Source organism: Chryseobacterium sp. SC28, from assembly GCF_003932955.1.
Lineage (GTDB): Bacteria > Bacteroidota > Bacteroidia > Flavobacteriales > Weeksellaceae > Epilithonimonas.
The window spans coordinates 1-22688 of the sequence record NZ_QOVY01000017.1; the positions used below are offsets into that span (position 1 = coordinate 1).

19 protein-coding genes are annotated in these 22688 nt (G+C 40.9%); 5 read left to right on the forward strand and 14 right to left on the reverse strand.

The annotated features are described in order from the left end of the window. The first annotated feature begins 321 nt into the window (after positions 1 to 321). Positions 322 to 840 (forward strand): hypothetical protein, encoded by a 519-nt coding sequence (locus DTW91_RS09730; RefSeq protein WP_125203193.1) that lies wholly within the window; start codon positions 322 to 324, stop codon positions 838 to 840. Between the two features lie 50 nt (positions 841 to 890). Here the strand turns inward: DTW91_RS09730 and DTW91_RS09735 are convergent, their stop codons facing one another. The 6 genes from DTW91_RS09735 to DTW91_RS09760 all read right to left on the reverse strand — a co-directional run bounded on the left by DTW91_RS09735 (position 891) and on the right by DTW91_RS09760 (position 10188). Continuing rightward, the gene (locus DTW91_RS09735; protein ID WP_125203194.1) at positions 891 to 2330 is read right to left on the reverse strand and encodes a glycoside hydrolase family 30 protein; all 1440 of its coding nucleotides are present in this window, start codon (positions 2328 to 2330) and stop codon (positions 891 to 893) included. A gap of 45 nt (positions 2331 to 2375) precedes the next feature. Continuing rightward, on the reverse strand, positions 2376 to 3176 hold the full coding sequence (locus DTW91_RS09740) for a family 16 glycosylhydrolase (RefSeq protein ID WP_125203195.1): 801 nt from the start codon (positions 3174 to 3176) through the stop codon (positions 2376 to 2378). 31 nt (positions 3177 to 3207) lie between these two features. Beyond that, positions 3208 to 4671, reverse strand: coding sequence for a glycoside hydrolase family 30 protein (locus tag DTW91_RS09745; RefSeq protein WP_125203196.1), 1464 nt, complete (start codon positions 4669 to 4671; stop codon positions 3208 to 3210). A gap of 173 nt (positions 4672 to 4844) precedes the next feature. Next, positions 4845 to 5726: a hypothetical protein gene (locus DTW91_RS09750; RefSeq protein WP_125203197.1), complete on the reverse strand. Its 882-nt coding sequence runs from the start codon at positions 5724 to 5726 to the stop codon at positions 4845 to 4847. Between the two features lie 11 nt (positions 5727 to 5737). Beyond that, positions 5738 to 7261, reverse strand: a complete 1524-nt coding sequence (locus tag DTW91_RS09755; RefSeq protein WP_125203198.1) for a RagB/SusD family nutrient uptake outer membrane protein — start codon at positions 7259 to 7261, stop codon at positions 5738 to 5740. A gap of 11 nt (positions 7262 to 7272) precedes the next feature. Then, positions 7273 to 10188 (reverse strand): SusC/RagA family TonB-linked outer membrane protein, encoded by a 2916-nt coding sequence (locus tag DTW91_RS09760; RefSeq protein ID WP_125203199.1) that lies wholly within the window; start codon positions 10186 to 10188, stop codon positions 7273 to 7275. A 206-nt stretch (positions 10189 to 10394) separates the two neighbouring features. Between DTW91_RS09760 and DTW91_RS09765 the strand changes: the two genes are divergently transcribed. Both DTW91_RS09765 and DTW91_RS09770 read left to right on the forward strand, forming a co-directional pair. Continuing rightward, a complete protein-coding gene (locus DTW91_RS09765; protein WP_125203200.1) occupies positions 10395 to 11594 on the forward strand; it encodes an MFS transporter in 1200 nt (399 codons plus the stop codon). Continuing rightward, positions 11572 to 12339: an NUDIX hydrolase gene (locus DTW91_RS09770; RefSeq protein ID WP_125203201.1), complete on the forward strand. Its 768-nt coding sequence runs from the start codon at positions 11572 to 11574 to the stop codon at positions 12337 to 12339. The genes DTW91_RS09765 and DTW91_RS09770 overlap by 23 nt, the downstream gene beginning before the upstream one ends. A 76-nt stretch (positions 12340 to 12415) precedes the next feature. On the opposite strand, the gene DTW91_RS09775 is transcribed toward DTW91_RS09770, so the two are convergent. The 3 genes from DTW91_RS09775 to polA form a co-directional block, all read right to left on the reverse strand. Next, on the reverse strand, positions 12416 to 13441 hold the full coding sequence (locus tag DTW91_RS09775; protein ID WP_125203202.1) for a M28 family peptidase: 1026 nt from the start codon (positions 13439 to 13441) through the stop codon (positions 12416 to 12418). 50 nt (positions 13442 to 13491) lie between these two features. Next, a complete protein-coding gene (locus tag DTW91_RS09780; RefSeq protein ID WP_125203203.1) occupies positions 13492 to 13842 on the reverse strand; it encodes a VOC family protein in 351 nt (116 codons plus the stop codon). A gap of 79 nt (positions 13843 to 13921) precedes the next feature. Next, positions 13922 to 16756: a DNA polymerase I gene (gene polA / locus DTW91_RS09785; protein ID WP_125203204.1), complete on the reverse strand. Its 2835-nt coding sequence runs from the start codon at positions 16754 to 16756 to the stop codon at positions 13922 to 13924. A 131-nt stretch (positions 16757 to 16887) separates the two neighbouring features. Here polA and DTW91_RS09790 point away from each other — a divergent pair, with 131 nt between their 5' ends. Both DTW91_RS09790 and mgtE read left to right on the forward strand, forming a co-directional pair. Next, on the forward strand, positions 16888 to 17442 hold the full coding sequence (locus tag DTW91_RS09790) for a pyruvate decarboxylase (protein ID WP_125203205.1): 555 nt from the start codon (positions 16888 to 16890) through the stop codon (positions 17440 to 17442). Positions 17443 to 17566: 124 nt separating this feature from the next. Further along, positions 17567 to 18865: a magnesium transporter gene (gene mgtE, locus DTW91_RS09795; protein ID WP_262696672.1), complete on the forward strand. Its 1299-nt coding sequence runs from the start codon at positions 17567 to 17569 to the stop codon at positions 18863 to 18865. A gap of 172 nt (positions 18866 to 19037) precedes the next feature. Here mgtE and DTW91_RS09800 read toward each other — a convergent pair whose 3' ends face one another. From DTW91_RS09800 to DTW91_RS09820, 5 genes are read right to left on the reverse strand one after another with little or no spacing between them, the layout of a single operon-like run. Next, the gene (locus DTW91_RS09800) at positions 19038 to 19649 is read right to left on the reverse strand and encodes an inorganic pyrophosphatase (RefSeq protein ID WP_125203207.1); all 612 of its coding nucleotides are present in this window, start codon (positions 19647 to 19649) and stop codon (positions 19038 to 19040) included. 15 nt (positions 19650 to 19664) lie between these two features. Beyond that, on the reverse strand, positions 19665 to 20174 hold the full coding sequence (locus DTW91_RS09805; RefSeq protein WP_125203208.1) for a hypothetical protein: 510 nt from the start codon (positions 20172 to 20174) through the stop codon (positions 19665 to 19667). Between the two features lie 23 nt (positions 20175 to 20197). Further along, positions 20198 to 21079, reverse strand: a complete 882-nt coding sequence (locus DTW91_RS09810) for a hypothetical protein (protein WP_125203209.1) — start codon at positions 21077 to 21079, stop codon at positions 20198 to 20200. Between the two features lies 1 nt (position 21080). Continuing rightward, positions 21081 to 21758, reverse strand: coding sequence for a RadC family protein (radC, locus tag DTW91_RS09815; RefSeq protein WP_125203210.1), 678 nt, complete (start codon positions 21756 to 21758; stop codon positions 21081 to 21083). Positions 21759 to 21792: 34 nt separating this feature from the next. Then, positions 21793 to 22461, reverse strand: coding sequence for an ABC transporter ATP-binding protein (locus DTW91_RS09820; RefSeq protein ID WP_125203211.1), 669 nt, complete (start codon positions 22459 to 22461; stop codon positions 21793 to 21795). Between the last annotated feature and the right edge of the window lie 227 nt (positions 22462 to 22688).

Sequence of the window (22688 nt, forward strand, 5' to 3'; positions counted from 1 at the left end):
GAATTACCTCCAAAATCACATCTTTTACAATGATTCAATATCTCAATTTCTTTGTTTTCAAAAGAAGTTTGAACAAAATTAAAATGAATTTATCCTAAATGCACAACAGGTTTATTTTTTAGTTTAATAGTAAGATAGGAAGAGTCCGTTTTGGTCATTAAACAAAGTAAAAGATATTTACAATTTAACATAATATAAATTATAGGACTTTTTGTAAATCTTCTTTCGCTTGCTTTTCAGAGTATAATCATAGTATAAATTACTTCTAAAATAATATGGTACAATATTTTCTAAACAGACTTATATCAATTACACTGAATTATGAAAAATGCTTTTTTTATTTGGTCTGCAGCATTTCTGCTAATCTCTTCGTGCGACAAAAACGACGGCAAGCAGAGAAATGTCGAAAATAGAAAACCTGATACGCTTGCGGTCTCCGAAGACCCCAATCCTATTCCTGAACAAGAAAATGTAGATTACTGCTATCTGAGCGCGGTTGGTAAGGATTCGGTTTTCCTGTCTTATAAAGTACAAGATGGAAAAGTCCGCGGCAAACTCAAATACAAAAATTTTGAAAAAGACTCTAATAGCGGCATTATCACAGGAAAAATAACAGGTGACACCCTGAAAGTTAATTACAAATTTGCATCTGAAGGCGTCATAAGCGAAAGAGAAATCTATTTCTTGCAGGACAGTGGCGTTTTGCTGGAAGGAATTGGCGACTACGCAGATCCCAATGCTGCGAAGAAGGTCTATTCGTCTCCAAAAGCCATTAATTTTACCAAAGGACAAAGGCTAGCTCCCGCGGACTGCAAAACGATAGAACCCAAACTAAAATAAAAAAACAGCAGCTCCAAAAAAGCTGCTGTTCCAATGAAAATAATATATAACTATAAAATGATAGTCTGAATAGAATGTGCCGGTGCAGCGAGCTTTGCAGCTTTTCCCTCGATCCAGAGATAGAAATCGGTATCCGCATTTTTTTCGTTCATGACGATGACTGCGATTTCGCCATTTTCGTTTAAGAAACTGGTCGTCAGCAGGGAATCATTATTGGTGGATGTGCCGATGCGTTGCGCATTGGGTTTCACATATTTGGAAATTTGTCCGATGTAATAATATTCATAGGTATAGTGCAATTCTTGAGTCCTCGAATCATAAATCACAGGCGCAAAACAGAAATTGCCGACGTGATTGGGACCGCCTCTTTCGTCCAACAGAATATTCCAATCGGTCCAAGCCGACGTTCCCTTGTTGAAATCGTTGATCATATTGCGTCCGTACAATTCCCCCAGGCTGACGTCATAGATTTTTGAAAAATCGAAGTTTTCCTTGCAACCTTCTGTAAAGATGAGAAATTTATCAGGAAATGCCCTACTCGTTTCGGACACATTATCAAATAGTTGAGAGTTATTGTGCCACGTTTCGTACCAATGATAGCCGATGCCCGAAGCGTACTTTGCGGTTTCCGGATCTTGTAAAGTTGTGGTAGCCCGCTGGAACATCAGGTCTCTGTTGTGATCCCAAATAATCACTTTTTTGTCTTTATAATGATTCGTCCAAAGTGTTGGGCCGAGGTTTTCTTTCAAGAATTTAGCCTCCTCATCTGCCGTATATAAGCAGGATTCCCAAGTTTGTGTGGCCATCGGTTCGTTTTGAATGGTCAGTCCCCAAACCGGAATGTTTCTTTTTTCATACGCTTGAATGAATTTAACATAATAATTGGCCCAAGTCTGGTAGTATTTCTCCAATAATTTTCCGCCTTTCAGCATATCATTATTAGATTTCATCCAAGCCGGTGGGCTCCACGGACTGAAATAAAATTTGAAATCCTTCGGATCGATGGCCTTTTGTGCCAATTGGATCAATGGAATTTTGTACTTTTCGTCGTGCCTTACGTTGAAGGAACTCAGCGATTGATCTTGATCGTCTACGTAGGTGTAACTATCGCTGGAGAAGTCGCAGGAGTTCATATTGGTTCGGATCAGGTTGTACCCTATCCCCGATTTTCCATAATACGATTCGATGAATTCTTTCTGCTTTGCTTCCGGAATTTTGGCAAAGACTTCTGCAGAGGCATCCGTGATAGCGCCTCCAATACCTATTAATTTTTGGTATTTGAAGTCCGGATCCACAAAAATGCAGACGTCGGTTTCCTTGGGCTGAGGAAGGTCTTTGAAAACGGCGTTCGCCTTTCGGGTCAGTTTTTCGTGGCTTTTGGCGGAAGTCATAATCACTCTTCCCTCCTTCATCCCCTTGTTCCAGTAATTCTGCGCGCTTAGGTTTACTGCAAGTGATAAAGCAACAAATAAAACAATGGTCTTTTTCATTTTTGTAAAGATGTTGGATGCTGAATTTCAACATCATTATTTTAGTTATTTCTTATAAATTCTGACGTAATCTATCAAAAATTTCTGCGGATATATCGAGTCATCTACACCCTCTTTTCCGCCCCAGTTCCCTCCTACTGCCTGATTTAGAATCAAATAAAAAGGCTGATCAAAAGGCCACGCTTCGTAGGCTGTTTCAGATTTTATATAAGTGAAATATTTTTGGTTATCTACAAACATTTCGATTTTTTCGGGCGTCCAGTCGGCTCTGTAAACGTGGAAATTTTCGGTGGCATCTTTGATGATGATGGTATCCGTCTTCTGCGTTCCGGTCACGTGATTATATTTTTTGGTATGCACCGATCCGTGTACAAATCCTTCGTTGTAGCCCACGTGCTCCATAATATCAATTTCGCCGTCGTCCGGCCATTTTTTCATATTCTTGCTCAGCATCCAGATAGCAGGCCAAGTTCCCTTCCCTTTCGGCAGTTTTGCACGAACCTCGATAGTGCCGTACTGAAATGGAAATGTATTTTTGGTGGTTAATTTTGCCGAAGTATAATGGTTGTTTTCCCATTTTTCCTTCCGCGCTTCGATGATCAAATGACCCGCTTCTACCCTTGCATTTTCTGTTCTATTTTTTGTATAGAACTGAAGTTCATTATTTCCGAAACCATCGCCTCCTACTTCACATTCCCATTTTGATGGATTTGGTAAACCCTGGTAATTGAATTCGTCTTGAAAAACGAGTTGACCTTTTCCCGCATTTTTCTCATTAAGGCAGGAAATACCTATCAATAAAGTCAAAGAAAAAAGCGTCGAAAATTTTATATTGCTAAAGTTCATAATGATGATTCATAATTACAATCTTGCAAAATTAAAAAACAAAGGTGGCGACCGATTGCGCCGGTAAAGTTGCCGGAGCAGATTTACCATTAAATTTAATGTTGAAATTCTCTATGGAACTTCCCTCGTTTAGGACAATCAAAGTGGTCTTGCCGTCCGGCGTCGCGAAGGCTACGGAGCTTAGATTTCCAGGTTGCGTGGAAGCAATTCTCTGCGAATTTTGAGGAACAAACTTGGATGCGTGCGCAATGATATAATAGGCCACATTCTTTGTGAAAGCTTCGCTCGTAGTAATCGTGATAGCGCCTTTGCACTGCGTACAACCGCCCTCTGTATGCGGATTGAAGCCGGGATCATTGGCAAGATTCCATTCGAGTGCCACCCTGCTCCAGTTTCGCATAGAACCGATTATTACATTTTTTAAATGCCAAATCAAATCGCCTGAAAATGATGATGTTGAGCCCGTCCACTGTTCGGTAAAATAGAGGTTTTTGCTGGGATAAGCTGCGTGAACGTTGCTCAGTACAGAAATATTGCCCGCATAGAGATGGAAAGCAGAACCATCGACATATTTTGCGGCATCGGCATCGGCTAAGATTTCCATTGGATATTCCGGTTTGTCGCAGTTGTGATCGTAGATGACAATCTTTGTTGCGATATTGGCTGCGAGAAAAGCCGGACCCAGATTGTTTTTGATAAAATTTGCCTGCTCGGGAGCTGTCATCAGCATACTGGGATTATTCCCCGGGTGCAAAGGCTCATTCTGCGGCGTGATGGCATCAATGGTGATTCCTTGTGCTTTCATTCCCTGAATGTATTTTACAAAATATTGCGCATAAACATTATAATATTGGGGCAATAGACTGCCTCCAATAGACTTCTCGTTATCCTTCATCCACACAGGTGGAGACCAAGGTGTTGCGATAATTTTGATATGGGGATTGATTGTTAATATTTTTTTTAGCATATCAATCAAATCCTGATCTTTCGCCAACGAAAAATGAGATAGAGAAACATCGGTTTGTCCCGGCGGCATATCATCGTACGAAAAAACGCTACTGTTGAGATCCGACGCGCCTATGCTTAGTCTGAGATAGCTGACACCAATCGCATTGTCTTTTGTGGAAAAAAGATCTTGCAATAGTTCCTCCTTCTTAGCCGGAGATAATTGGTTGATAACCTGCACACTTCCGCCTGTGAGCGTATAGCCAAAGCCGTCGATGGTCTGATATTTTTGGGAGGCATCTACTTCCAGGACTTGATAATTATTGGAAGCATTGCTAAAAAAGATATCGGGTTGCTTCTGAAATTTTACAGATTCGTCTGCTTTTGTAAGCCAAAAGCTGGCAGAAGTAAAATTGTCGTTCCCGCCGGTTGGAGGTGTCGTGGGACCGGGTTCGTCCACCGTGCTGCTTTGGCAAAACAAAAGTGAAAAAATGGTCAAACCGAAGAACAATGTTTTGTTGCGAAAAATATTATTGGATTTATAATACATTTTGAAGGTGTTTAAATGTCAGGTAACATCGAAATCAGAAAAGCTCAGTAGAAATTTATTAATTTTCCACAAGCCTTTCGTCAAAAAAAATGAATTTGAATTGAAAATAAGAAAAAAAACGAAAGAGGTTTTTTGAGGACCTCTTTCACCCTAAGAAATATAATATGAAAAAACTAATTGGTTCCTCGGAATTCTACGTTGGTAATAGAAATGCCGTCCTTCATGTCTGCTCCGCCACCTCTGATTCCCAGATAAACTGTACCATTTTGTGTAGCTGTGAAAATGCCAGAATTTTTACTCGGATTCACGGCACCTATTATAGAGATCTTGCCTGAAAATGGCTCTTTACCACTTCCGTCCCAAGTATTGATGCTTCGGTAAACAGTGCCATCTCCGTTGTAATCTGATCCCGGAATCGGCACATTGTAGCCGCAATAGACCTCAAACCAAGTATCTACACAGCCCGAGGTAGAGCTTGCTACCATATCAATATTATATTTTCTGCCGGCCACCACCTGAATAGCCTGATAAATACCTTGGCCTGCAGAGTCGGTTGCCGTGAGTGTGGCCTTACCAAATGGGTCATTTCCAGATGGTCCTGTGAAAACCCATTGTGCTCCCGGACCCGTATTATTGATGGTCCATTTGCTCCAATCTGCCGCATCTAGAAATTTGCCGCCCTGGACTAGGTTACCTGCAACAGGATCAGGCACTGCAACTGTTACTGTTTGAGATGCCGTGCCTCCAACGATACCACCTTGCCCAATAGCCTGATGCTGAACCTGATAGACGCCGGCATCAGGTAGAAAGATGTCCTCTACCATTTTTCCGTTATAAAAACCCGATCCATCTCCCAAGTTCCATCGGGAAACTAAATAAGATTGGTCTTTGGCGGTAAGTTTATAATGATTTGCCGATGTTTCTGCTACCGTGAAGGCAGCATCCAGATTTCCCGGCGCAAGGCCATTGCCATCGCCATCTACACTATCGGGAACACATGATAGTGCAGATAATGATAATCCTAAGAAAAGGATCTGCTTTAAATTTATATTCATAATAGTAGTATTTAATAGTTTGGATTCTGTTTTATGGAAGTGTTAGCAAGTTCGTTGATAGGAATAGGCAATATTTCATTTTTGCCGGCGGTAAATCCTCTTGGACCTAATTTTGCAGGGGCATCTCCCCATCTTACCAAATCAAACCAACGATGTCCTTCCCCTGCTAGTTCTTTTCTTCTTTCGTCTTTGATGGCCTGCATCGATACCGGAACGGATGGCAAGCCCACTCTGGAGCGAACCGCATCTAACAAAGCTTGAGCCCTGGCACCCGTGCCACCTAATGCCTCAGCTTCCATCAAGTAGGAATCTGCTAATCTTATTAAAATATAGTTTTGACGAAAGTTAAGTTCTGTGGGGCCCGGCAAAGTAGATATATCGGCGGTGTATGGCAGATATTTTTTCAGAAAATATCCTGTATCTTTATAGGCCGGCGTATAAGTAATTAAACTGTCTTGCACTAATTGTTTGGCATTAAAAACCGTGGAATTAGCACGCGGATCGTTTTGGAAAGCATTAAACAAATCCTCCGTCATAGGATTGAATGCCCAACCCGAAAACATAGCCGGTGCGTCATCTGCTATTTTGTTGTAGGATCTTAAGCCTGTCATAATACAAACAGAATTTCCTTCATCTCTGCCGGATCCCCAAAAGCCCCAATCGTTAAGTGATTCATTGGTATGCATTACTTCAACAATGGCTTCGGTAGTAAATTTGTTATCCACTTTCCAAAGATCTGCATAGTTGGCTACTAATTTGTAACCATATTGGCTTACTTGTCCCGGTGTACCATTGACTTGTGAAAGTTGTTCGGCGGCAAGATTCATCTTATTGTCGTACAGATAGATTTTTCCAAGTATGGCTCTTGCAGACCCTTGGGTCATTCTTCCTCTATCAACGCCCGAAACGGTCATCGGCAAAGCGTCTATAGAAGACAGAATGTCTTGTTCTATCTGTTCATAGACTGCTTCCGGAGCTGCTTGCGGAATATGGTAGTAGTCATCGCTTGCTTTGACGGGTTCTAAAATCAAGGGAATATTTTTGAACATTCTCAATAATTCAAAATAATAGAGCGATCTCAAGACTTTAGATTCGGCTATGAACCTTTTTTTGATGTCCTCCGAGATATTAGCATCAGGCACTTTTTGTATGATGATGTTGGCTCTGGCGATTCCTTGATAAAAATCATTCCAATAGCTTCCCGGCATAATCGTGGAATTGATGGTGTAATTTGAAAAGCCCTGAATGCCCGCTCCATCTGACGAACTCCCACCTCCGGAATAAAAATCGTCTGACGCGGCATTAAAAAAAGTCACCATATTTTCAAAACCGCCTGCATACTTTCTCATCACATCGTAGGTTGCTACGACACCGCTAAAACATTCGGCTTCTGTTTTGTAATAATTATTGGTATCAAAAGCTCCCAAATTCTGTACGTCCTCAAGATTGGAATCGCTGCAAGACACAAAGCCCATAATACCTGCACTAATCAATGCTATGCTGATGTACTTAGTTAAATATTTTTTATTTTTCATTTTTTTAAGTATTAAAATTGAACATTTGCACCCAATAAAAAGGTTCTTGCTTGTGGATAGTAGGCTCTGTCTATTCCTAAAGTGTCTCCACCTGCAATTTCCGGATCATAGCCCGTATAATCTGTAAAGGTTACCAAGTTCTCTGCCGTGATATAAAATCTGATTTTAGAAGTTCCAAGCACTTGCGTGATCTCTTTCGGTAGGGTATAACCCACTTGCACCAGCTTCAACCGCAGATAGTCTCCTTTTTGTAAATAGAAGTCAGACATATACGAGTAATTTTTATTCGGATCGTCCTGAGTGGCTCTGGGCGTCGAATTAGAAGTTCCCTCTCCGACCCAACGGTCCAAGATGGCAGTCTGGAAGTTCGCATTGGGGATATCCAGTCTTCTTAGTCCTTGGAAAATCTTGTTTCCTGCCTGCCCTTGTGCGAAGACCATCATATCGAAATTCTTGTAATTTAAATTGACTGTAAATCCAAAGGTATATTTGGGTAAGGAATTTCCCAAATAGGTTCTGTCGGATTGGTCGATTTTGCCATCTCCATTTTTATCTATCCAACGGAAGTCGCCCGGTTTGGCATTTGGTTGTATCAATTGTCCGGATGAATTTAAATAAGAATTGATTTCTGCTTGATTTTGAAATATACCAGCGGTTTTAAGCCCAAAGAATGAGCTGTAAGGATAGCCAACCTGCATACTTTGAACCGCGCCCATAGATTGGAATCCGGCTCCATCAATATATTCAAGACCATCTTCAAGTTTTGTGATTTCGTTTTTGAGATAAGCAAAGTTGCCGTTCACAGATATTCCGAAATCTTCCCAATTTTTTTTGTACCCTAAACTAGCTTCAATACCTTGGTTTTTCATATCACCGACATTTCTCCAAGGTTTATTGGTAGCACCCACATAACCAGGAATCGTAATTTGTCTTAAGATCCCGGTCGTCTTTTTTTGATAAAAATCGACGGTCAAATCAAAATTTCTCAAAAACTTGATATCGGCTGCGATGTTGCTCTGCTTCGTCTCCTCCCATCTCAAATCGGGATTTTCCAATGTTGTGGGTGCATATCCGGAAGTGACGTGCGTAATTCCCGCATCATCGATGAAGGTATAATTATTACCGCCCCGTACGAAACTTGCATACATGAAGTTGTCAAAATTGTCATTTCCCAAAACCCCGTAGCCACCGCGCAGTTTCAAAGTGTTGATGATGTCATTGTCTTTCCAGAAGGATTCATTGGAGACATTCCAACCCACAGAGAACGAAGGAAAATTGCCCCAGTGTTCATTTTTTCCAAATCTTGAAGAGCCGTCCCTACGGATGGTACCTGTAAGTAAATACCGGTTATCAAAATCATAAATCAAACGACCAAAATAGGAAGCTTTATGCGCTTGAATCCCATCCCAGGCAGAGGCTGTTATATTGGCAGTGGGCGTATCAAAATTGAATGAAGCGTCCTGATAGTTTGTAATAGGCAAGCCTTGATACGTTACACTGCTCCCGCTGGAAATATCATATTCATAATAGCCCTGCCCTGCGAGTGCGCTGATACTATGTTGTCCAAACTGATTTTGGTAAGTAAGCGTATTCTCTGTGCTCCATTCAAATTTCTTTTGACTGGTTCTGTTAAGATTGTTATTGATAGTATTCTGAAAAGTAGGACTTAAGTAATAAAGGGGTGTAAATCCTTGGCTGCCCCAGTAAGATAGCTTCCCGTTCATAGTGGATCTTACAGCAAAATGTTCAATGGGTTTTATTTCCACAAAGACATTTCCAATAAAATCATCGGAATAATTATATCTTCCGAGTTGGGTATAGCGGTATGCTAAGGGATTTGTAATTTCTTGTTGTACATACGGCGAGATTCCGTATGGATTGCCTGTCCGCGGATCTCTTACAATGTAGGGACTGGTATAGTGTCCGGGATTGACTTGGCTCATATCATTTACGATGGCCGGCGTAATGGGATCCAAATTTACGGCAGAACTAAGAGGTCCTCCATATTCCGTGTTTGCATTTACGCCTGCCGATTTGGTATGCGTATAGGCAAAGGTTTGTCCCACACTCAGCCAGTTAGTAACCTTATGGGTCGAGTTTATCCTCGCGTTTAGCCGTTTGTAATTGGAGATGTCTCTCATTACAATCCCTTCTTGGTTATAATATCCTACGGATGCGAAAAATGTAGATTTGTCACTGCCACCATTGACACTTATTTCGTGGGATTCTCGTTGTGCAGAATTGAAGATTAAATCTTGCCAATCGGTTCCCGATCCGTAAGAGGCGGGATCATTAAACAAAGGGGCTTTTCCGTCGTTTACTCTGGCCTCGTTCATGATGGTGGCGTACTGGGTGGCATTCAGCAGATCTAATTTTCTGGCGGCACTGCCAACGCCTAAAAATCCGTTATAGTTTAAGGAAAGTTTTCCTTTCGTACCCTTCTTGGTGGTAACCAATATAACGCCCTTGGCTGAAGACACACCATAAATCGCTGCAGAAGCACCATCTTTCAATACTTCGATATTCTCGATATCCGATTGGTTGAGCCAGCCGATATTATCGACGACAATTCCGTCGACGACCCAAAGCGGATCATTACTACCGGCTCCAAAACTGGTAACCCCACGCACCCGTACTGTGGCCGCAGATCCCGGCTGGCCGGAATTGGAAACCACAGAAACCCCGGCTGCTCTACCTTGCAAGACCTGTTCCGGTTTTCCTGCCGGCATATCTTCAATGTCCGAAGCTTTTAGACTCGAGATTGCGCCCGTAACGTTACTTTTTTTCTGGGTACCGTAACCAATGACGACCACTTCCTCAATGGTTTTTTCCTGAGAAATTGTGTCAGTAACCTGCTGTGCAGAATAGTTGGCTGCAAAATAAAGTACAGCTGCTAATCCGAGACATTTTGAATACTTTAAGTTCATATTTTAATTAATTTTTTGTTAATCTCATATTGAGACAATAAAAGTAATTTATTTTTTTACATATCAAAATATTTTTTTATTTTTTTTATTTTTCCAATATTAATGCGCTTTTACGAATGATTTTGATAAGGATAAGTAAAAAAATTGTACATTTGGAATCCCCAAAAATGCCACTTATTTATTAACAAAAGTTAAGTTATCATTAAATGAATATTAAGAACAAAAGCATATTACTCCCCTTAATATTCAGTTTTCTGATTTTCTCTATGTTGCTGAACAGTATGGGGGTCATTATTCTGCAACTCTCCACTCAGATTTCCTATAAAGGATTGGGTTTTTTGGAATTTTTTAAAGATATTCCGATGGCCATCGTCTCCTTATTCTGTGTCAACTTAATTAGAAAAACAGGCAACAAGAATGCCCTCACTTTTTCATTAATCTTTGTTCTTCTCAGCTGCATCGCCTTACCGCTGGTGGATGCCTTTTGGTTTTTCAAAATTTGGCTTAGTATTGTTGGTGTGAGTTTTGCGGTGGCAAAGATTTCCGTCTTCAGCATCATTAGAAATAATTTTAAGGATGGGCGGCTTTCCAGCGCCATTCTCCGCGTGGATGCTTCTTTTATGATCGGCATATTTTTTGTCAATATCGGTTTCGGAACTTTGCTGACCAGTGATTTTGCGGTGTATTGGAAATTTGGATTTTGGATAATTGCGCTCCTCAGTTTGGTCACTCTATGGCTGTTGCGCTCTGTTAGGATCGATGAGGAATCTCATTCGGAATCGAAGAAACAATCCGCCGGATGGCACTATTTTTTGCAACCAAAGATTATTTATTTCTTCATCATTGTTTTCTTTATCATTTTCGTGGAACAGAGTTTTAATTCTTGGCTTCCAAGCTTTTACCGCAACAATCTGCATCTTAATTCCTATTTCGCCTTGCAGGCATCGGCATTTTTGGCTCTGTTTTCTTTTTTTGGCAGAGTCCTGACCAGTCGGTTGATATTGAGATTTCACTGGTTCAGATTGGTGTTAGTTTGTTTGGGAGCAGTATTTTCCATATTGATGATCGGTCAGTTTATGATTTCGTCTATGGATGGGGATTTGCAATTTCTGCTGGTATTCCTGATTCCTTTGGTTGGTTTATTTCTTTCGCCGCTTTTTCCGCTTTACAGTTCCGAGATTCTGAATCTTGTTTCCAAGGACAAGGCACATTTGTTGGTTTCCTTAGTGGTGATTTTCTCGTCCTTGGGCAGTTCTATAGGATCCTGGTATATGGCGATGGTTTTTCACAAGAATTTAAGTAATCTTTATCCGGCCTTTATTTTATTGCCATTATTATTTATATTTGGACTTTCGTTTTTTCTTAATTCAACTACATTAGGCCATGATCGAGAACAAAAAGAGTAAACAAACCTTAAGGGAATTAATAGAAACAAAAGATTTTGTAGCGCATGTTTCCGTGGATTGCGTGATTTTCGGCTTTCATAAGGACACACTCAAAGTGCTGCTGCTGAAGTACCACGATCTGGATCTCTGGTCGGTGCCGGGCGGTTTTATTTACAACGACGAAAACCTGAATGATGCTGCCGCCAGAACACTCTACGAAAGAACGCATCTTTCTGATGTTTTTCTGGAACAGTTTTACACCTTTGGAGACATCAAAAGAACAGAGAACAACACCCATCGCAAACTGCTCGAAAATAAAAATATAGAAGTAGAACCCAATCACTGGATCTACCAACGTTTCATTTCCGTCGGTTATTGCGCATTAATCGATTATACACTGACTCATACATTTCCCGATTCCTTTAACGAAGTTTGCCAATGGTTTGATGTCAACGAGCTGCCCAATATGGCTTTTGACCATCAGGAAATGATAGAAAAAGGACTACTCTATCTGAGAAAAAATATCGATTATCAAGTGATGGGCAGCAATCTGCTTCCCGACAAATTCACGATGAAAGAACTTCAGAATCTTTACGAATCTATTCTGGGCGAACCATTGAGGCGCAACAATTTCCAACGCAAAATATTGGGAATGAACATCTTGGAAAGGCTCGAAAAGCATTACAACGGTTCGGCAAACAAAGCGCCCTATCTCTACAGGTTTTTGACTGATGATAAAATTAAACAATCCGATTTAGACCAATAGATTTCGAACAGAAACCCAAAAAGACGACCATTAAGTCGTCTTTTTCAATTGTCTATCAATTCCGAAAATCTGTAATTTATCTGCTATTGGTGCCGTCCACTTTGATTCTTTCCGGCCGGTTTGCCAGTTCCCAAGCCGTCGCAAAAACCAGTTGAGCCCTTTTCTGCAATAGCGGATAATCTATTTTATCGGGATCGTCGGTCGATTTGTGATAGTCTTCGTGGATGCCGTCAAAGAAGAATGCCACGGGAATATTATGCTTTGCAAAGTTGTAATGATCCGATCTGTAATACAACCTTTGTGGATCTTTCGGATCGTCATATTTATAATTGAGTTCCAGATTGACCGTCTTTTCGTTTGCTGCCACATTTATTTTCTTCAAATCTGAACTCAACATTTCCGAACCGATGACGTACACATATTGCTTGCCGCGGTTTTCCAAATCATCGCGCCCAATCATATCAATATTAAGATCGGCCACGGTGTTTGCTAAAGGAAAAACCGGATTATTGGAATAATATTCGGAGCCGAAAAGCCCATGCTCCTCGCCTGTGACGTGCAGAAAAAGAATCGATCTTTTGGGACCATAGCCTTTTTTCTTAGCTTCCTGGAACGCCTCGGCAATCTCCATCACAGCAACAGTGCCGCTTCCATCGTCATCCGCGCCGTTGAAAACCACGCCATTTTTAGTTCCGACGTGGTCGTAATGTGCAGAAACTACAAGCACTTCGTTTGGTTTTTCGCTTCCTTCGATATATGCCATAATATTTTCAGAATCCGGCAGCGTTTCGCCATATTTTTTCATCGCTTCTGCTGGCACTTTTTGATAATACGATCCTAAAGCGGTAGGAAAATTAATCCTGTTTTTCTTGTATTGATCGATGATGTACAGTCCGGCTTTCTTTTGTCCGGCGCTTCCGGTGTCGCGTCCTTCCATATCATCCGCCGCAATCACGTAAAGGTCTGTTTTCAGTTCGGCAGCGGTAATGCTGTTGTAGGCATTTTTGAAACCTTTGCCTTCGTACGTAAAATTTTTCGTGGTCGCGCAGCTTTGCAAAAGCGCAAAACCGGCAAGCAATCCGTATAGTTTTAAATTTTTCATAGAATAAATTTAATATTAAGTCGGTATTATAAAAAGTTTGTTACAAAATTCTAAATAGCCGCTCCGAAACTCAACAATGTTCCGTTGGGATCTAGTAAAGAAAACTCTTTCATTTTCCAAGGTTTGGTTTCCAGTTTTCCGTTGGGATGAATTTCGATGCCCTGATTTTGAATCTCTTGATAAAACTTTTCAACGTCATTATCGATTCTCAGATAAATCATAAAATCTGACTTTTCCGGCTGCAAAGTTTCAAATCTGAAAAAATGAATTTCCAATTCCTGATATTTTGCGATCAGATAATCGCCGTAATCCGCAACCATCTCAAAACCTAATTTGGAATAGTAATCCAGCGTTTCTTCCTTATTAATAAAAGGAAGTTTGGGAATGATAAGTGTAATCATCTGTTTATTTTTTTAAGCTAATTCGGCATTCCATTCTTTGCGGCTATCTTTTGCAATCATTTTTTATCACTGGCAATTTCTAATGCGCTTCCAGCCAGTTATTCCCGACACCAACTTCCACCAACAGCGGAACCGTTGTCACAAAAGCAGATTCCATTTCTTTTTTAATTAACGACATTGCCGTTTCAACTTCATCAATCGGCGCTTCGAAAAGTAACTCATCGTGAACCTGCAGAAGCATTTTGGTTTCAAGGTTTTGAGTTTCCAATTCTTCATCAATTTTTATCATCGCGAGTTTGATTATATCGGCTGCACTTCCTTGGATTGGCGCGTTCACAGCGTTTCTTTCTGCGTGGCCTTTCACAACAAAATTGGTGGAATTAATATCTTTCAAATGGCGTTTTCTGCCAAGTATCGTTTCGACGTAGCCCAACTTTCTGGCTTTTTCGATCTGCTCATTCATATATTCCTTCAATCTCGGATAAGATTCAAAATAGGCATCGATCATTTTCTTCGCTTCGGATCTGGAAAGTCCGGTTTGATCGGCCAATCCAAAGGCTCCTTGTCCATAAATAATTCCAAAATTGACTGTTTTTGCTTGGCTTCTTTGGATTTTTGTCACTTCTTCCAAGGCCACATTAAATAATTTTGCGGCGGTGGAAGCGTGAATATCTTCTCCATTTTGGAAAGCCGCAATCATATTTTGCTCACCGGAAATTTCGGCAATTAATCTTAATTCTATTTGAGAATAATCGGCAGAAATGATTTTTTTTCCTTCATCAGAAACAAACGCACCCCGGATTTGCTGACCTCTCAAAGTTCGGATCGGAATATTCTGTAGGTTTGGATTCAGGCTTGCCAAGCGGCCGGTTGCGGCCACAGTTTGTGCAAAAGTGGTATGGACGCGGCCATCTTTTTTATCAATTTGACCCGGTAAAGCATCAACATAAGTCGATTTCAGTTTTTGTAAAGTCCTGTATTCCAAAATCAAACCAATGATTTCGTGTTTTGAGGACAATTTTTGAAGCACATCTTCAGAAGTGGCGTACTGTCCGGTTTTGGTTTTCTTCGCTTTCGGATCGAGTTGCATTTTATCGAAAAGAATTTCACCCAACTGCTTCGGCGAATTCATATTAAAGTTTTCTCCGGACAATTCAAAAATCTTCGTTTCCAAAACTCGCAAATCATTTTCCAGATCAATGCTTTCTTGCGCCAGCCAGTTGCTGTCCAGTTTCACGCCCGTCAATTCCATTTTGGCAAGCACTTTCATCAACGGCATTTCGACTTTATAAAACAATTCTTCCAGATTTTCTTTAATTAATTGGGGCGCAAATAATTCGTATAACTGAAAGGTAACATCCGCATCTTCGGCTGCATAAGCGGTTTGCGTTTCGAGATCCACTTCCCGAAGCGTCAGCTGATTTTTTCCTTTTTTTCCGATGAGCGATTCTATGGAAACCGGTTTGTAATCGAGATACATTTCGGCCAAGTAATCCATTCCGTGCCGGCCGTCGGGATTCAGAAGATAATGCGCGATCATCGTATCAAAGATTTTTCCCTGGACTTCGATATTATAGTTCTGCAGAACTTTGTAATCGTATTTCAGATTATGGGCAATTTTCAGGACATTTTCAGCTTCGAAAAACGGACGAAAAAGTTCGATAGTTTTTTGTGCATCTTCCTTATTTTCAGAGATTGGGATGTAGTAAGCTAAACCTTTTTTGTAGGAGAAACTCATTCCGATAAGTTCAGCTTCCAACTCATTGAGCGAAGTCGTCTCGGTATCGAAACTGACTGCTTTTTGTTTCAGAAGATTTTCCAAAAGAATTCTCTGAGCTTTGGAATTATCGATGTATTGATAAAGATGGTCGTTGCCTTCGATATTCGATTTGGTGGTCGTGGCTTGTTCCAATTGTTCGAAGCTGGCAAACATATCCATCATTCCGTTTTTATTCGGAGCGCTGGAAGTTTCAACTTTTCCGTTGGTAGGATTTTCGACTTCCATCAATTCCTCCACATATTCTTTGTTGGCAAAGGCGCGGTAGAGATTTTCGTACAACCTGCGAAATTCTAATTCGTCGAAAATTTCTTTAACTTTTTCAAAATCAGGCACATCCAGATCGTATTGCTCTTCGATAAATTCGATGGGTGCATCGCAAATAATGGTGGCCAATTTCTTAGACAAAATTCCACGTTCGGCGCTGGCTTCCACTTTTTCCTTCATTTTTCCTTGCAGTTTGTGGGTATTGGCGAGCAGATTTTCCATCGACCCAAATTCTTGAATGAATTTTCGTGCGGTTTTGTCGCCCACGCCGTCCAACCCGGGGATATTATCAACAGAATCGCCCATCATTCCGAGATAATCTATGATCTGTTTCGGGTCACTGATTTCGTATTTTGCTTTGACTTCTTCTACGCCGAGGATTTCGATGTCGCCACCTTTCAGTCCGGGCTTATAAATTTTAATTTTATCTGTTACCAGCTGTGCAAAATCCTTGTCGGGCGTCACCATAAAGACATCATAACCTTGTTTTTCGGCTTTGCAGGCAATCGTCCCAATGACGTCATCTGCCTCATAGCCCTCGACTCCTAAAATGGGAATATGCATCGCTTTTAAAATATCATGGATAAAGGGTTTGGCGAGCAAAATGGGTTCGGGAGTTTCCAAGCGGTTGGCTTTGTATTCTGCATAATCATCGTGGCGAACGTTGGTTCTGCCCACATCGAAAACGACGGCCAGGTGCGTGGGACGATCTCTTTTTATCAATTCGATCAGCGAATTTGTAAATCCGAATATGGCCGATGTGTTGACGCCCTTTGTCGTGATTCTGGGATTTTTGATGAAGGCAAAATAGCCACGAAAAATCATGGCGTACGCATCGATGAGATATAATCTTTTGTCGGTAGAAGTCATAGGAACAAAAGTAAGAATTTTGCGATGATAAACGGTTGAAACCTATCAAAATACCCTGCGTTGATTTTGTTAAAAAAATCTTAAAATCGTGCTCCTCATTTTGAAATTAGATTGTAATTTTGCGGAAGCCAATGAAAGTAACTTTATCCTCGTGCATCCTAAATTTCTGTGCCTCAGTCCTCCTGATTTCCTGCGCAAATTTTGGAGATGCTCTGCTGTACAAAAATCAAGACATCAAAGTTTCTAAGATAAAAACGGTTCTGTTTTTTAATCCGGAAGTTTTTCCCGACATCGATGAAATCAAAAAACCAACGTACGAGGCCTTTTACAGCGCAACGTCCGACAAGATGAAATCTCTTGGCAACATCAACTATCTGCAAGTCGATACGCCGGTTTCTTTTGACACTGTAGATGTAAAAACGGTGACAGAACTTTGCCAGAACAACAGTGCCGATGCGGCGGTGATCTCCAAAGTAAAGTATTTTAAAGTGGGATTGGGGTCTTATGTATTTTCCAACCAAGTGGTTGTGGGTATGAAACTTTATGACGCCAAGGGAAATTTTATTTTGGAAACTTCCTACGACACGTACAAGGGAAACGGCAGATTACTCGGTACTGCGAAAAATTCGGTAATCATCGGAACCAAAGGCGCGATCCGAAAAATGAATAAGGAGTTGAGGAAATAATTTTCGATCTTTCTCTGTTCTACTTTTATTTCACATAATATTAATCTAATTCTAAAGAAAATCTTTTAGATTTTAATACTTTTGCAAGGCAAAATTCTATACCATCGAGAATACGGAAATCATATTGAATCCAGCCGACGTGGCAGAATCACTGAGCAAATTGCCGGTGAAAGAACGCTTGTTGGAATTTCTCAAACTCCCAAAATCTGAAAAGGCAGAAGTCTTTGCGCATTTAGATCCTGATTTCCAAGAAGAAACGATCCGGAGCATGGCGAGCCACGAGGTTTCCGACATCCTCAACGAAATGTCGCCGGACGACCGTACCCAACTTTTCGAAGATTTTCCGGATGAACTGATCAAAACCTGTATCAACCTTCTGAATCCTCAAGAAAGACGGGTTGCGCTGAAACTTTTGGGCTACGAAGCGGATTCTATTGCCCGTTTGATGACGCCGTACTATGTGCAGATCCGTAAAGAATGGACCGTAAAACGATGCTTCCAACAAATCAAAAAAGTCGGAAAGAAGGTGGAGACCCTCAATTTTCTTTATGTTGTAGATGAGAAAAATATTCTGATCGATGACATTACAATCGGCGCGCTCCTGCTGGCTGACGAAGATCAACTGATTTCCGAACTCTGTGACCACCATTTTGTGGCCATTACAACCACCACTTCCAAAGAAGATGCGGTGCCGTATTTTGAAAAATATGACCGAAGTGCCTTGCCGATTATCACAGAAAATGGCGTCTTGGTCGGGATTGTTACGATAGACGATATCTTGGATCAAATCGAGCAACAAAACACCGAAGATATCCAGAAATTTGGAGGTTTGGAAGCCTTGGATATGCCTTATACGCAAACTTCCACTTTCGAAATGGTCAAAAAAAGGGGTTTTTGGTTAATTGTTCTTTTCATTTCAGAGATGTTGACGGCTTCTGCGATGGGGTATTTCGAGGAGGAGATTCAGAAGGCAGTTGTGCTCGCGCTTTTTGTGCCGCTGATCATTTCGAGCGGCGGCAATACCGGTTCGCAGGCGGCAACGCTGATTATCCGAGCGATGGCACTTCAGGAAATTGGATTGAAAGACTGGTGGTACGTGATGAAAAAGGAAATTTTAACGGGAATTTTTCTGGGCAGTATTTTGGGAATTATCGGTTTTATGCGCATTGCATTTTGGCAAAAAGTGGGTCTTTTCAATTACGGAGAACATTGGGTGTATGTAGGATTGAGTATCGCATTTTCGCTAATGCTGATCGTACTTTGGGGCACTATTTCGGGATCGATGGTGCCGTTTGTCCTCAAAAAGATGAAGCTAGATCCCGCCACCTCTTCTGCGCCATTCGTGGCAACGCTGGTGGATGTCACCGGTCTAATAATTTATTTCTCTGTTGCGGGACTTTTTCTCACCGGGAAACTTCTCTAGTCTTGTTGAATTAAATCAAAAATCTTCAATCTTGGCGAAGCGCGCCCCGGCCTGAGTGGAGCTCATCCGCCGCAGGCGGATAGCGGGAACGGAGGACGGAAAAGGCGCCCAAATAAAAACAAATAAAATGGCCACCTCAGAAAGATGGCATTTTGTACTGGTAATCGGTAATTTATTTTACAAAATTGTCGGCATAGTCTTGTTGTGAAGCCAAGATGACTTTTTTGGCTTGATCTGCGTCATAAATCAAATCGATTTTTACTTTGGCCGGCTCGGTCGGCAAGTTTTTGTAACTCAAGAAATAATGCAAAAGTCGGTTGACTTGGGCAGTCGGCAACTCAGAAATATCTCTGATGTGGCCATATACCTGATCTTCCACCAAAACTGAGATAATCTTGTCATCGGCTTCGCCTTTATCAATCATTTGAAAACCTCCGATGGGAATTGCTTCCAACAGAATATTGCCCGACGTGAAATTGTGCGAACTGAGAACGCAGATGTCCAAAGGGTCGTGATCGCCCTCTGTGACGCCGATGGCGCCGGTGGCTACTGCCAAGTTCTTCACTTCTTCTTCGCAATAGGTTCGCGGCACAAAGCCATACATTGCAGGGATGATGTTGGAGAATTTTTGTGGTCGATCTACTTTTAAATAGCCGCTTTCTTTATCTACTTCGTATTTGATGGTATCCGACGGGACTATTTCTACGAAAACGTTGACCACTTCCGGAGCGTTCTCGCCGGCTGAAATCCCGTGCCACGGATGGGCTTTAAAATTTGGAATCATTTGTTTTTCTGGGTTTTATGTTATTTTGTTAAGTTCTTTTCTGAGGTTGTCGATGGTATCTGCGATGTAATCCGGAGCGTTTAGATAATCCATCAGAAAAATAGTTTTGAAATCTTCCAGCGACGAGTTTTCAGTCAGACTTTCATAAGTTTTGCGAAGACTTTGCAGGATATTGTTCTTGCACGTGACGATGTCTTGCCAGGAGGATTTCGAAATATAAAGTTGCTGGGAAGCATTGTAATCAAATTCCTCGAGGATGTTTTTTTCCGTCAGGAACACAAACTCGTGAGGTTGCAGGTTTTTATCAAATTTCATCACAAGATTCGAAGGTTTCAAGCGTTCCAGAAAAAGCGTCATCCTTTCCAAAGCTTGAACCTTGATCGCGCTGTTGTTTTTTGCCGCCAAGAAATTGATTTCCTGTTTTTTTAATTTCACAAAATCGTAAACGAATTTCCTGGCAAAGACCAGAAATGGCAAAGCAATGATTACCGCAAAAGCATAAGGCAAATAATCTGAGTCAAACATATTTTCGAGATCGGATTGCAATATTAAGAAATTTTTAGGAAGTTTTTGATGATATCTCTTTTACTGTTTCCAATAAAAGGATACTCTTGAAGCTCTGCACCGAAACTTTTAAAAAATACCTCGATACCGCGAAGGCTTCCGCCCATAAAATTGAACGCTTTTGATTGGATGTTAAGTTCTAAAATCCGGTCTATCAAAAACGAGGCGCCGTTATGAATTCTGAACTCGTCATTGTTGATTAATCCAAGCAGTGAATACGACGTCTCATCATCGATTAATACGGCAATATTCGTCAATTGATTTTCGAAATAACTGCCGTAGAGTCTCAATTGCTTATGTTGCTCAAGAAAAAAAAGATATTCGATGAAAAATCTGATATCCGATTCTTTTTCGAGTCCTTTGAAGTTATTTTTAATAAACTCCAAAGTAGATTCTTGAAGTGTAAGAACTTTAAAATCAAGATGCTGCGACATTTTGACAGTGGACTTTCGGCCTTTAAAATATTTCTTGCGCCTCAGGAAAGCATATTCCTGAACGGGAATAACGTAATTTTTCTTTTTAAAGAATGGACTTTCAAATTCATTATGAAAATTAAACGCATAGTTCCACACCGTATAGTTTTGTTTTAAATATCTGAAAAATGCTTCGTTAATTTTTTTATCCGAGTTTCCAAAAATCCCCAATTGTTGGCAGAACAAGGGCATCAAAACGATTTTGACAAAGGCTTTTTTGATGAACGGAACCGGCATTGCCGCTTCATAATCTCCGTAAACCAAAAGCTCCCAGTTTTTGCTCAAAAAATCGAGGTTTTCTTTTTGGCAGTAGAAATTTTTCTGAACAGAATTTTCTATGCAATGGCTATATTTTTCAAAGTTAATGTCTTGATATTTAATTCGTTTGATCATTTCACAAGAGGCCTTCGTCTATAAAACTATAATAACCGTTCTGCGTGAGAATCAGATGATCCAGCAGGTCGATATTCAGTAAGTTCCCTGCTTCCCTGATCTTCTGAGTCAAATTGAGATCTTGCTGGCTCGGTTTTAGGCTGCCGGCAGGATGGTTGTGCGCCACGACAATTCTGGTAGAAAAATGTTCCAAAGCCGTTTTGAAAATCACGCGCACATCGACTGCCGAACTATCGATACCGCCTCGAAAAAGACAGGCTTTGTACAAAACTTTGTTCTGATGATTGAGGAAAATAACCCAAAACTCTTCCGTAGAAAGATGAGACAAATGCGTTTCCAATATCTCATAACTGTCTTTGCTGCTGGTGATCTGCGATCGTTCCAAAACTTCCTGTTGCGATCGCCTGGTCCCGATTTCCAGAGCCGTAGCAATAGAAATGGCTTTGGCCTCGCCAACGCCTTTGAACTTTGTCAAATCTTTAATTGATAATTGACTTAGTCGGTGCCAATTGTTTTCCACCGAGTTCAAAATCCTTCTTGCCAATTCCACCGCAGATTCTTCCTTATTTCCGCTTCCCATAATGATGGCCAACAGCTCCGAATCCGAAACTGCCGACTTTCCTTTCAACAGGAATTTTTCTCTTGGGCGGTCGTCTTCCGCAAGGGATTTGATGCTCATTTTAATACCTTTGAAATGATTTTTTAATTTTTCATCATAAAAGAATCTGCCCATCTTTCATCACCAGCTTTCTGTCCGTACTTTCCGCCAAAACAGCGTTGTGCGTCACAATCACGAAGGTTTGATCATACTTATCCCTCAAATCAAAAAATAATTGATGAAGGGCATCGGCATTTTTGGAATCGAGATTTCCCGTAGGTTCATCGGCGTAGATGATTTTTGGAGAATTAATCAAAGCCCTCGCCACGGCCACTCTCTGAGATTCACCGCCGGAAAGCTGCGACGGCTTGTGATGCAGTCGGCTGGCAATATTGAGATCTTCGAAGAGTGAATACGCTTTTTCCAAAACTTCTTTCTCAGGAATTCCGCCAATTCTCGATGGCAAAAGGACATTTTCCAGCGCCGTAAATTCGGGCAAAAGTTGATGATTCTGAAACACAAAACCTATATTTTTGTTCCTGAATTTTGATAATTCTCGGTCTTTCATTTTCAGAAAACTATTGCCATCGAGCCTGATATCGGTCTCATATTTTTCGGGATCTGAAGGATTGTCCAGAGTGCCGAGAATCTGCAGTAGCGTCGATTTTCCTGCGCCCGATTCGCCCACGATGGAGACCACTTCTGCCGGTTTTATCACGATATCAACGCCTTTCAGGACTTCCAGAGTTCCGTAGAATTTATGTATGTTTTTTGCTCGAATCATAGTATTGCTTTTGGCTTCCGGCAACTTGCTTTTCGCTTTTTTGTTAATATTAAAAAACTACGAACCACAAAGTCACAATAGTTTTTCTTGCTTCTTAAGATTTTCAAAAGTTAAAAATCTTGATATCAAAAGGATGCTTTTTTGTTCTTTCGTAAAGAACTTATTTACTTAATTCTTTTGTAACTTTTGTGGTTAAAAATCAATTTTGAATTTTTTTACTTTATTCT

What these genes read in the sequence shown, in the direction of transcription:
- DTW91_RS09790 (WP_125203205.1), top strand. Translation starts at nt 16,888, where the DNA reads ATGAAAGTAACTTTATCCTCGTGCATCCTAAATTTCTGTGCCTCAGTC.
- DTW91_RS09730 (WP_125203193.1), top strand. Translation starts at nt 322, where the DNA reads ATGAAAAATGCTTTTTTTATTTGGTCTGCAGCATTTCTGCTAATCTCT.
- DTW91_RS09810 (WP_125203209.1), bottom strand. Translation starts at nt 21,079, where the DNA reads ATGATCAAACGAATTAAATATCAAGACATTAACTTTGAAAAATATAGC.
- DTW91_RS09760 (WP_125203199.1), bottom strand. Translation starts at nt 10,188, where the DNA reads ATGAACTTAAAGTATTCAAAATGTCTCGGATTAGCAGCTGTACTTTAT.
- DTW91_RS09775 (WP_125203202.1), bottom strand. Translation starts at nt 13,441, where the DNA reads ATGAAAAATTTAAAACTATACGGATTGCTTGCCGGTTTTGCGCTTTTG.
- DTW91_RS09735 (WP_125203194.1), bottom strand. Translation starts at nt 2,330, where the DNA reads ATGAAAAAGACCATTGTTTTATTTGTTGCTTTATCACTTGCAGTAAAC.
- DTW91_RS09740 (WP_125203195.1), bottom strand. Translation starts at nt 3,176, where the DNA reads ATGAACTTTAGCAATATAAAATTTTCGACGCTTTTTTCTTTGACTTTA.
- DTW91_RS09780 (WP_125203203.1), bottom strand. Translation starts at nt 13,842, where the DNA reads ATGATTACACTTATCATTCCCAAACTTCCTTTTATTAATAAGGAAGAA.
- DTW91_RS09800 (WP_125203207.1), bottom strand. Translation starts at nt 19,649, where the DNA reads ATGATTCCAAATTTTAAAGCCCATCCGTGGCACGGGATTTCAGCCGGC.
- DTW91_RS09755 (WP_125203198.1), bottom strand. Translation starts at nt 7,261, where the DNA reads ATGAAAAATAAAAAATATTTAACTAAGTACATCAGCATAGCATTGATT.
- DTW91_RS09745 (WP_125203196.1), bottom strand. Translation starts at nt 4,671, where the DNA reads ATGTATTATAAATCCAATAATATTTTTCGCAACAAAACATTGTTCTTC.
- DTW91_RS09805 (WP_125203208.1), bottom strand. Translation starts at nt 20,174, where the DNA reads ATGTTTGACTCAGATTATTTGCCTTATGCTTTTGCGGTAATCATTGCT.
- radC (WP_125203210.1), bottom strand. Translation starts at nt 21,758, where the DNA reads ATGAGCATCAAATCCCTTGCGGAAGACGACCGCCCAAGAGAAAAATTC.
- DTW91_RS09765 (WP_125203200.1), top strand. Translation starts at nt 10,395, where the DNA reads ATGAATATTAAGAACAAAAGCATATTACTCCCCTTAATATTCAGTTTT.
- DTW91_RS09770 (WP_125203201.1), top strand. Translation starts at nt 11,572, where the DNA reads ATGATCGAGAACAAAAAGAGTAAACAAACCTTAAGGGAATTAATAGAA.
- polA (WP_125203204.1), bottom strand. Translation starts at nt 16,756, where the DNA reads ATGACTTCTACCGACAAAAGATTATATCTCATCGATGCGTACGCCATG.
- DTW91_RS09820 (WP_125203211.1), bottom strand. Translation starts at nt 22,461, where the DNA reads ATGATTCGAGCAAAAAACATACATAAATTCTACGGAACTCTGGAAGTC.
- DTW91_RS09750 (WP_125203197.1), bottom strand. Translation starts at nt 5,726, where the DNA reads ATGAATATAAATTTAAAGCAGATCCTTTTCTTAGGATTATCATTATCT.